The following is an 11,754-nucleotide window of genomic DNA, read 5'->3' on the forward strand; positions in this document are numbered from 1 at the left end:
CTTAGTTTTGGCTTTGCTCTTGACGTGATTCAAACCAACGCAACTGTGAAAGAATCGAAGGTGTTTCTACATTCAAGCATTCAGGCTTTGATTGATTTTCTGTTTTTGAACAATCAATTTTGACATTAGAACTTGCAGAACTGTCTGCACTACTACTGTTTGCTGAGATGTTACTCAAATTACCAACACCTTTCTCGCCCAGACCAAGCGTCATCTCTACCAAGCCCGGTGTGCTAGAAGAAACTACTGGTGTTTCTTCGTTGCGTACATAGCCATGCTCGTCCTTCTCACAGATACCTGTTGGTAAACAGAACTGATAGGCTTGACTTACACCAACCACACCAGCACCACATGCACCACTTAGACCGCCACCATCTCTGTCATAGGTATTGACAAACAACAGATTGGTGATGGCGTAGGGTTCACCAAATGCTTTATAACGACCTTTCTTCTCCGTAGGATAGGCGTATTTCCAGCCTTGATTTTTACCATCAGCTTTCACTTCACGTTCAGTGCCTTTAAGGTTACTGTCAAGAACAGCTGTCTTTAATGCACCTTTACCATGATGGGTCAAAAGATTGCCCATAGACATGGTTCTCCACGCCGTGTTGCCCAAATCATAATCATACACCACAAAAACAGAGTCATCAGCAGTATTAAGATTTGTCTTCAATCTTTCATAGTTACCCGCCAATGGTGAACTTCTGTCACCAGAGCCAAACGCCGCCACCGCAAAACGACCAATACCTTCTGCCTCTTGCACAGAAATGCTTGGCATTTCGTATAAGCGTGGGCTTAGACCATCATTCTTGTGTTCATCAAAAATCTTGACCACACGAATAGAGAATGGCACTTCTGCACTGCCGTTAGCATTTATCTTATTGGCGTTATTTAGATCAATACGGAAACCTTGACCTGCCAAATCCCCAAAATACAAGGCATCAATCAAGCCATCACTATCACGGTCAATGGTGTTGATACGGCTGACCACACTGTATTGCAAGCTACCGTTATCATCGCCTGTGGCACTGTGTTTGGTTGCTTTACCGCCTGTAACATCATTGTTGCTTGCCCACCATAGTAGGTCGCCTGTGTTGGCATCAAACATATACACGCCTGCACCCTCGCCGTTGGTTTGTGCATAATCTGACTGTTCATAACCTACATCATAGCCACCACCGACAAACATCACAAGTCTACGCTCACCATTCCAACGTACATAGCCTAACGATGGCTTGGACCAGCTTTGACCCATTTTGGTAAGCTCTGGATAGGATTTTTTACCTGATGAGGTATAGACCGCTCCAGCCTCGGGGTCAATGTTAAATTTGAGTACAGGTGCTCCAGAGATTTGACCGTCATTTTGACCTTGCTTGGCAGTATTGGCAATACTGCTCAAATCTAGACTGTAGTAGTTTTTACCACCCATACGCAGACCGCCATAGATCCACTGTTTACCTTTTGCTGAATTGGCATCACTTGGATTGGATAGGCCCACCGTCAATGCACCATCATCAGGGCGTGGGACATACTCGGTGTGAGCCACCCACGCACCATCAATGCCATAAAACAATTTTTCTTTACCGCCTGATGTGTTACTTTCGTGCAAGAAGGCTTGTTTTTGTTTTTCAACCATTTTTTGTGGTACAAAAGCAAATTTCTCTTCGCCTGTATCAGCATCTACAATATGCAACACACCTTGCGTACTACCATAAACCAAATAGTCGTCTCGGTTGCTTTCTTCTAGCTGACTGTTAATCTTACCTGACTGGGTTAGCAAAATTGGACTAGAATGCATGGTCGCACCAAGCTGACGAAGTTCTGGCTTGGCACTGAGCTGATTGAAGTCCACAGTCTCATTTTCTGATACCTTGTAACCTAGCAGGTTGAGCCAATAATTCTTATTGTTATCTTGTCCATTTCTTAATGAATCCACCGTAACTGTGGTCAAGGCACGGTTATCGCCAGTACTTTCGGTATAGACTTGACGCTGAGTCTGGTTTTGTTCATTGGTACGTAATTTGAGGTTGCCAAACACACCACTTGCTGTTTCACCATTGATTTCTCTATCCCACAGACCAAGCGTGGTTTGATCAATCAAGCCACTGGTTTGAAATAATGATTGATTGCCTTGACCATATAGTGAGCCATTGATGGTGTTGTATTTGTTCATGTTACCTGTCCACAACTGCTGAGTTTTGTCAGGTTGAGGAGCAAAGGAAGCATAATAGGCTTGACTTGATAACGACTGTCTATTCAAACTACTCACTGGCACGGTTGGCGAACCTGTTGCCATTGAAGGAATGTCGGTGTTTAATGTCTGCAAGAATGAGTTTACGCTATTTACGACGCTGACGGTACTACTGCCCGAATACCAACCACCGCCACCGACAATACCCCAAGCAGCCGCACGGCGTTGCTCTTTATCATTTGAAGGCAAGTTGTCAATGGTGGTAACGTCAGTTCCTGTAACACCTACATTTTTTAAGTTTTCTTCTTTGGTTAGGGCTGCATCATATGATGGAATTTTGGTAAATACTGCACCAAAGCCAACCACCGCTGTCTTGATGGGAACTTTTTTCTTGTGATTGCCAGACAGTAATTTTTCAGAAGCAGTAATTGCACAATACAAACTATCACCCGTATCTGGGCAGGTGATTTTTTCACCAAATGCAGAGGCAAACAAACCCTCCGAACCAGAATCTTGAGTTGGCTCACCATCTGTCAAAACATACACACCTTGTGCAGCACAAGAATCGCCATCTAGGGGAGAAGCGTAGTTAGAACCATTTTTGGTTAAGGGATCTGAATACTGAAATCCAGATCTACCATAAACTTTGGTTGGTTTAATTACGTAGGTGTAGCCCGGCATAGACGTATAGGCATTCGTTGCAGAAGTTGTGCCGATTGGGTAGTTAGTCCACGACAGTCTACTTTCATTAGGATCCCTTCCAGAACCAATAATATCAGTGTTATACAAAATGCGTTGCAATCCACTTGGCATCATATTACAACGAGTGGGGTGAGTATTATCACACTTATAGCGTGCATTTTTACCTGGAATATACAAATATTGAGTTGCGGTTGCTTGGTAATTTGATGGCACATTAGTGGTATTTGTACCCATAAAATATGCCACCACCTCAGCAAATGAACGAGCAGTTGGTGTGTTGGTACGTGCTGTAAACTTAGACATCTCATCGGTGAGGATTTGGCGTTGAGTTTTACCATTTACCATAGCATCTAAACGGCGTGCAGGCACGACCATACGACCTGTATCAACAGCACTATCAACATATACACCCAATGTTGAAAGTCCAATCACTTTATCATCAGACAGTTTGGTAATTTCCTCACCTTTTAGATCACGACCACCATTTAGCAGTAGATAAAACGCATCTTGTAGGCGAGACATACGGCTGTAGCATTTATAATAGCCATTGTCTAGCACGCACTGCTCTTGAACTGCCTTCGACCGATCACCTTCGGCTTTGAGAACACGTCTATAATCACGTGTATAACCTGAAAAACCCCTCTCACTCCAATAGTAAAAAAGGACGGTATTACCACTCATAGCTGGTTTGGCACCACTGACACCTCTATCATTTGCCCAGTTTAGTGCTTGACCAGTATTGGTTAAATAATCATCAGCAACGCTTCCCACGTCCATACTTCCTGAGATATCAAGCATAAACACCAAACTGGTTGCCCCTGCTGTTGCTTCTCTATAAATCTCAATATCACTAGCCTGTGCTTGTGGCATAACTGTGGTAGCAGTCATGACAGCAGACAATGATAGGGCTAAGGTTTTTATATTAAATTTTTTCATCATTTATACTCTCTTGGTTATGGTGTGGTTGCAGGTTTAGTATTGACATTCTGGAAATCGGTACCAATCATGTACTGGGCATCTTGTCTGTTATAAGGTACTTTTGCCCTTCCCAGACAGTTCACAGAGTCTTCAATTTTTGTATATGTAGAACCTAGACACTCTACAATATCCTTGATACCACTATTGGCAAAACTTGGCAAGATAGAGATGGATGTTGCATTCATCTTCATCTTAGTGATACCAATAGAACCTTGACCGATACTCACCCCTGTCGCCAATCCTGCCAATGGCGTACCATCATTATCTGGTGCTCGGCTGATATAAATCTGTGAAATCACCACTTGACGACCGCCCGAGAAATCACTTTCACCGCAGTACCCTTGGCTGCCCAACTTGCTATTGCCAAGCACACTGGCACGAGTGATGTCAAAAAACTCACTTTGACTAGAACGGTAACAAAACACCAATGTATCATCAGCGTTGGCATTGGATAAAAAATGTCCATACATGCTGTTGGTTGCTAGACGTTGTGAGACTTTGCTTGGGTCTTCTAGGTTAAACAAAGCTGAGTTGTTGTTTTCTAAAAGTAGGCTATCCACTTGGTTGTTGGTAGATAAACGTAGCCCAAACATACCTGTTTTCATGGCGATAGTAGCAATAGAACTGATGAGTAGCAATACAATCAGCACCATGATGAGCGTCGCCCCTTGTTGATTTTTAATATTCATACTTAACCCCCAGAACTGTTACGAATAGCGACCACTTGACTAAATACTTCACGCATAAATGCTGGCGTTCCTGATGTGTCGGTAAGTTTAACCTCTTGCCCTGCGATACGGTAGGTCTTCTCATCATTAACAACACTATTTGATGAACCTAGATTGTGAGTGGAACGCATGATAAGCCCGACTTCAATAGAGATAAGTTGATCAGTAGCAGTTAACGTACCGATGCCTTTATATTGCATATTATTGCCATTTTTTGTGCCAAAACGCACCTTAAAGGCTTCAACATCAGGAATCATCAAGCGTGGATTGCCAAACTTATCAGTATCATTATTTGCATCACAGTACAAACCAAAGCGACCATTGCCTTGTGGCATGGGCTGGATAAAATAACGCTGTACATTGATTTCATTAGCTTTTAAAGGCGTACCCACACAGCTTTGCAACAAGTTTGCTACATGCGGTTTAAACTGAATGGTGAGCTGGTCGTTATTTAGTCCTACAAACACAGCCTTGTCATTAACCTTACTTGGATCAACCGTTTTAGTAACGTGTACATTTTGGATGCCTGCAAAGTTTTTATCACTAAACACTATGCCCGCCCCTGGATCATCAATTTTGATGGTGGTGGTTGATGTGGTATTTAGGTTGATATGACGCAAATCATGGGTAAGCTGAGCGATACCAAAAATGGCATTTTGTTGCAAATCACTCGCACCTGTCTGTGTCGCAAGAGAACGCTGACCCGCCAAAAACACACCAGTCGCCGCCGCAATGATAAGTAAGCCCAACGCCATAGAAATGATAAGCTCTAACATGGTAAAGCCTTTTTGATAATTAGACACGATTATAAATCTCCATGATGACGCATTGTGCGTTGGTGTTGTAAACTGTGCCATTGGTGCAATCCATGCCACCATCAGGGTTGTTGTCATTACCATTGGTAGGATTGGTATCACCCCATGATACATAGACACACGAACGAGCTAGTGTAGAACCTGCACAAGTGAGCACAGCCATTTGCATACCTAAATTGGTGGCACGTGTACGCACTTGGTCAAAATCATACTGTGCCATTTGTGTTGCATTACATACATTCTTCCCACAATCACGTGGCTTAGCAGCTACATTAAAATTAGTTTTTTGCAATGCCTCTAAACCTTGACGATTGACACGCAGACGCTCTGCTAAATCTCGGGCAATGTTGGTGGCGTAGACGTTGTTAGAAGCTTCGGTACTGGTAGTCACTGCACGCAACTGCATGGCACTAAACCCCAAAACAGCAACGGCAAGAATTACCAAAGCAACTATCACCTCTATCAATCCTACCCCTTGTTGGCTATTTTTCATTATTTATCTCTTTTATTGACAGTTATTACTATTTTTAAAAATATTGGGATTACCAACCGACTGTACTAGCACAGAAGCAACGATGGTTGCATCTGTCTTGTGAGTGAGTGTGAAGCAATGTCCGCCCAACTCTGTTTCTTTATTTGCACCTTTCACATTAACACGACCCATATAATCATAACTTACACTGAGGGTTGGTGAGATGGTAAGATGTTTGAATGTAATTTGAGTACTTGGATTATTTACAGGTGAAGATGTAAACTGGATACTACTTTGCCCAACAGTAACAGTGTGGGCTCTTTTTTGGATAACGGCATTGGTGCGAGCCTCTTGAAAAGTCTCCACCACCGCACGCACCTCGCCATTAAACTTAGTTTTGTTCATGGTTTTTACAAAAGTAGGCACGGCAAAAGCCGATAAAATCGCCAATATACCCACAGTAATCAGCAACTCTACAATCGTAAAGCCCTTTTGTCGCTGTAATGTCATCATCTCAAATCCCCAAAATCTTGTATTATCAGTATATCATAATTGCCATACAACCGCCATCAACCAAATTTAGGCATTTTGTTATCAAAAAAATGCTCAAACCTAGATGTTGATTGGCTTAGGGTGTTGCAAGAACCATGCACACTAAGCATACTGATACAATTCAACAACAATTTATATCAATATAAACATTATGTAACTTTATGATTATTTTGTATATTTTATGTAAAAATAAGTGGAATTATTTGCTATTGATTTGCCAATATGTAAAAAAACCGTTCGCTATTTACGAACGGTTTACACACACCAAAAGAACTTTAAAAATGACACAAAATTAGCGATTGTTCGCGGGGTATTCGCCCCCCACAAAAACGTATCAAATTTATAGTTTTGATGGATATCATCACAGTTTGATTTTATCTTTTAACAAAAACTCCATCAAGGCTTTTTGGGCATGCAAGCGATTTTCGGCTTCGTCCCACACCACCGAACGAGGGTCGTCTAGCAGGTCATGACTAATCTCCTCACCACGATGAGCGGGCAGACAATGCATAAAAAGCACCTCTTTATCCGCCATATCAAGGAGTTGCTTGGTTACTTGAAATCCTGCAAAATCTGTTTCACGTTTTTTTTGCTCTGCCTCTTGCCCCATGCTTGCCCACACATCAGTAACCACAAGGTGTGAGCCTTTGACCGCCTCATAAATGTCATTGGTCAATGTCAAACGGTGGGCATATTTGTTCACCAGTTCACTGTTTGGCTCATAGCCTTTTGGTGTGGCGATATTTAGATGAAAATCAAACTGCTCGGCTGCCAAAATATAAGAATTACACATATTATTACCATCGCCGACCCATGTTACCGTTTTGCCTTTGATGTCGCCACGATGTTCGGCAAAGGTTTGCATATCCGCCAAAAGCTGGCAGGGGTGATAATCATCAGTTAGGGCATTGATGACAGGTACAGACGAATATTTGGCAAAGGTTTGTACTTTTTGATGAGCAAAAGTGCGAATCATGACAATATCTGTCATAGAACTAATGACACGAGCCGAATCCTCAATCGGTTCACCACGTCCAAGCTGGGTATCGTTGGGCGATAAAAATAAAGCCTGCCCACCAAACTGCCCCATACCAGTCTCAAATGAGACACGAGTACGAGTGCTGGATTTTTCAAAAATCATCGCAAGTGTACGACCGACAAAGGGGCGATAAATCTCGCCTGCGTGTTGCATTTTTTTAAGTTCACTGGCACGGCTAATAACAGCTTGCAATTCATCTTTGGATAAATCAAGTAAGGTGAGAAAATGGCGAACGCTCATAAAAAATCCTTGTTAAAGTCATGGAAAAAGAGATGAGTATAACAAAAATTGTCATGATTAGGCAAGTTAATCTTGGGCTTAGGCTATTGATTGACAAATGTCCAAAATGCCCTTTTTTGCTCACTATGCTTGGCAAGTAAGCGAACATCGGTCAAGGTATAAGCATTTTTAATGCCCAGTCCTTCGGTGAGTGGGGTCAGCAGTCCAATTTGCACGCCCATCACATCAGGCATGGCAAGCCCCAATACAAAACCCAAACAGGCTTGGTTGGCAGGTGCAAAATCTTGGTGTTCGGCATAGTCGTCCTTGACCAGCGGATAACGTATCTCATGGGTGCGATAAGGTAGGTTGGCAGCTTGGGCTTGACGCTCTAACGCTTCACACAAGGAGAGCCAAACTGAATGCACATCTGTATCCAAAAATTGCAAATCCACCACCAACACCCACCGCCCAAATCGCACACCTTTAAGATGATAGCGAATGTCCACTTTGGGGATAGGTGTGGTCATGGGTGAGTTAGGTTGGGCGGTGGCGACCTGTGGGGGGGTGGTTGAGTTATCCACCAATTGCTTGGGCATTACCACATCATCAGGCATATCAGAGGTGGGTGCATGGATAGCAATGTCATCAGCGACGTTGCCAATGCGTTCATCATGACTGTCATAGCCATCATCATTATCATGGCTATCATAACAATCATCACTATCATAGTAATCATTATCATCACAACCACCCACCAACACGCCAGTAATCATGGGTGCAGGTCTTTGTCCCAAACGGTCGCTCATGGCAGGCACACATTCTGTGGTGTGCGCTTTGTTCGCCCACACAGGTATGCCTATCATTGATAGGATATGGCGGTTTTGGCTAATGGCTAAATTCATGAAATCAAATGGTGCTGATGTGAGGCAATTTTACCACGATTTTATAAAATTCGCTCAATTTTTGACAGTTGACATTCGCTTAATTCTCATCGCATTCACCACCACAATCAGACTTGACACACTCATACCAATGGCAGCAAGCCACGGTGGAACATAACCTAGCCCTGCTGGCACAATAACAGCTGTATTATAAAAAAATGCCCAACGTAAGTTTTGGCGTATGATGTGGCGAGTTTTGTTAGCAATGTCCAAAGCATTATCCACAACCAATAACTTACCACCCAACAGAACGCCATCAGCCGACACCTGTGCCAAATCACTAGCCCCCGCCATTGCCACCGACACGTTGGATGCACCCAGTACAGGTGCGTCATTGATGCCATCACCCACCATCAAGACAGTATGTCCATTTTTTTGCAACTCTTTGATGTGATTGACTTTATCGGTTGGGGATAAGCCATGATAAGCGGTCTGTATGCCCAACTCTTTGGCGACTGTTAGGGCATTATCACTGGGGTCGCCTGTGAGCATGATGGGCGTGATGTTTTTGGTAATTAGGCTTTTGATAAGTGCTTTTGTGTCTGTGCGTATCACGTCATTAAAATAAAAACGCGCCACCATTTGCCATGTGTCGCCAACTTTTTGGGAGAGTGCTACTGACATATTTGCCGAAAAATCGCTCAATTTTTCTACAATGATTTGCCCTTTTGTGTCATTTAGCACAAACTCATCATGCCCTATCCGATACCACACACCATCAATACAACCCTCCACACCTCCTGCTGTATGATGTGTCAGGCTATCCACTTTAAGCAAATGCAGTCCATGAGCTGATGTCAATATTGCCTTTGCCACAGGGTGCTTTGACCCCACTTCTAGGCTGGCACTGATTTTAAGCCAATGCGTTTTATCAAAATCCATATAATCCATATGTAAAAGATTCGCCTGCCCTACCGTGAGTGTACCAGTTTTGTCAAATGCCACATGGGTAACTTCTGACAAACTTTGAATGGTATGCCCACGAGTCGCCAAAAACCCCAAACTAGCCAGTCGGTTGGTTGCCATCGTCAAGGCAATCGGTGTGGCAAGACCCAACGCACAGGGGCAAGTCGCTACCAGTACCGCCACTGTCGCCCATACTGCCTGACTTTTATCCACAAAAAACCAAATCACAAAAATAAGTACAGACAATGCAAGTACACGAGCCACAAACCACCTTGCCATTTTGTCAGCATCTTGGGCAATTTGGGGCTTTTCACTCATGGCACGATTCATCAGACGGTCAATGAGTGCCATTTGGCTGTCGTTGATTTCTGCCGTTACAAGCATGGCAAAAGGTTGGGCATCATTTTGTGAACCCCCAAACAACACATCGCCCTGCCGTTTGACAATCAAATCACTCTCACCAGTCAAAAGGCTTTGGGATACAGTTGCGTTGTTTGACAATAACACACCATCGCAGGCTATCTGTTGCCCTGCTTCTATCCAAATCACATCACCAATCTTGACGGTCTGTGCCAGTATCTTGTCGGCGTAGTCATGGCTGTTTTTTGTGTGCCATTGATTGATGATATCTTTGTTTAATGTATTATTTTTATAATGGGTCAACAACCCCACATCATCAACAAATTTTTGTACCAACGTTGGCTCAATCACCACCAAATCAGAAGCCAAATTAGACGCTTTTAGACGGGCATTTTGTTCAATATATCGCCCAGCCAGCAAAAAGAAAATAAACATCGCTACCGAATCAAAATAAGTCTCACCCGACTGGGTCAATGTGGCGTATAAACTTGCCACAAAAGTAATGATGAGAGCGATAGAGACAGGCACGTCCATGTTGACTTGGCGAGCTTTTAGAGCATGGTAAGCCGAAGCAAAAAATGGTGCTCCTGCATAAAAAATGACAGGCATGGTAACAAATAACGCCACCGCCCTCAAAAAATGGCGATGTTCTTCGGCCATGCCCGAATAATCCCCAAAATACATACCAATAGAAAACATCATCGCCTGCATTGCCCCTACCGCCGCCACGCCTAGCCTGATGAGCATTTGTTTGTTTTGGCGTTTCATCATCGCTTCGTGCGTGTCTTGGCGATAGGGTTTGGCATCATAACCCACCGAATGTATGGCGGACAAAATATCGCTGATATGACAACAAGTTTCGTCCCAATTGACTCGCATACGCCCCTGTGTGAGATTGACCTGACAAGCACGTACACCACCTATACTACGCAAGCGACTCTCAATCAGCCAAGTGCAAGCCGTGCACCGCAAATTTGCCACCGAAAGCTCGGCGACACTACCCCCATCTTCTTGGTACACAAACAAAGATTTGACATCATCGTGATTATAAGCATCAAAATTGGCTATGGGCAAGGGTGCAGTTGGGCTAATCTCACGGCGATCTAGATAATACTGCGACAATCCAGCCTCAACGATACTGGCAGAAGCAAGCTGACAGCCTAAACAGCACATGGGGCGTTCCTTTTGAAAAATCATGGTATAAAAAGGTTCGCTGGGCAAAACTTCACCACAATGAAAACAATGTCCATCAGGGGGCAATACCAAAGAATCTAAGGCAACATCGGAGGGTTGGTAAGTCATGGTAATTTTGGAAAAATTAACCAATATTATATCACGGTTTTTTTATTGGCTTATCTTGCCATTGTCAAATTATTCTTTAAAAAAATCAAACAAAAACCAATAAAATAAAAAACGCACCCATAAGGCACGTTTTTTAAGATTGGTATTGTTTAGATGACCGCACGTTTTGCAAACACCAAAAATGGATAGGCTCTATCATTTGTAGGATAAAATAACATGGGCATAACCGTTTAGCATTTTTGGATTTATTTTTGTCAAATTTGGGTATTTACAACTTTTGCAACGCTTCCAAATGCACCGACAGCTTATCATCTTGTTTGCCACTATTTACTTAAATGTTATTCATACATTCGTTCATTCGTTGGTTGTCTCACACTTTTGTTGATGAGAATGCTTGGTTGGTTCAACAAAGACTTTTTTCATAAGCAAAATTCATCAACCACCAACAAAATGATTATGAGTACATTGCAATGACAAATATCTTAACAAGATTTGTCAAAAGATGTTGTTATCAAATACACTTTATCCACATTAAACATTACGGTG

The 11,754-nt window shown here is 42.9% G+C and carries 8 protein-coding genes; all 8 read right to left on the reverse strand.

What is annotated here, in order from left to right:
* Nucleotide 1: 1 nt before the first annotated feature.
* A complete protein-coding gene (locus tag MOB01S_RS07115; protein WP_169798130.1) occupies nucleotides 2–3,829 on the reverse strand; it encodes a PilC/PilY family type IV pilus protein in 3,828 nt (1,275 codons plus the stop codon).
* Between the two features lie 17 nt (nucleotides 3,830–3,846).
* On the reverse strand, nucleotides 3,847–4,560 hold the full coding sequence (locus tag MOB01S_RS07120; RefSeq protein WP_066803118.1) for a hypothetical protein: 714 nt from the start codon (nucleotides 4,558–4,560) through the stop codon (nucleotides 3,847–3,849).
* 2 nt (nucleotides 4,561–4,562) lie between these two features.
* Complete coding sequence (locus MOB01S_RS07125) at nucleotides 4,563–5,402, reverse strand: PilW family protein (RefSeq protein ID WP_066803126.1); 840 nt, start codon at nucleotides 5,400–5,402, stop codon at nucleotides 4,563–4,565.
* A complete protein-coding gene (gene pilV / locus MOB01S_RS07130) occupies nucleotides 5,395–5,907 on the reverse strand; it encodes a type IV pilus modification protein PilV (RefSeq protein ID WP_066803129.1) in 513 nt (170 codons plus the stop codon). Before pilV ends, MOB01S_RS07125 begins: the two co-directional genes overlap by 8 nt.
* 12 nt (nucleotides 5,908–5,919) lie before the next feature.
* The gene (locus MOB01S_RS07135) at nucleotides 5,920–6,399 is read right to left on the reverse strand and encodes a pilus assembly FimT family protein (protein WP_066803131.1); all 480 of its coding nucleotides are present in this window, start codon (nucleotides 6,397–6,399) and stop codon (nucleotides 5,920–5,922) included.
* A 400-nt stretch (nucleotides 6,400–6,799) separates the two neighbouring features.
* Nucleotides 6,800–7,717, reverse strand: coding sequence for an ornithine carbamoyltransferase (gene argF, locus MOB01S_RS07140; RefSeq protein WP_066803133.1), 918 nt, complete (start codon nucleotides 7,715–7,717; stop codon nucleotides 6,800–6,802).
* An 83-nt stretch (nucleotides 7,718–7,800) separates the two neighbouring features.
* A complete protein-coding gene (locus tag MOB01S_RS07145; protein WP_066803135.1) occupies nucleotides 7,801–8,601 on the reverse strand; it encodes a hypothetical protein in 801 nt (266 codons plus the stop codon).
* A 54-nt stretch (nucleotides 8,602–8,655) separates the two neighbouring features.
* Nucleotides 8,656–11,208: a heavy metal translocating P-type ATPase gene (locus MOB01S_RS07150; protein WP_066803142.1), complete on the reverse strand. Its 2,553-nt coding sequence runs from the start codon at nucleotides 11,206–11,208 to the stop codon at nucleotides 8,656–8,658.
* Nucleotides 11,209–11,754: the final 546 nt, after the last annotated feature.

Source organism: Moraxella oblonga NBRC 102422 (assembly GCF_001598275.1).
Lineage (GTDB): Bacteria > Pseudomonadota > Gammaproteobacteria > Pseudomonadales > Moraxellaceae > Moraxella > Moraxella oblonga.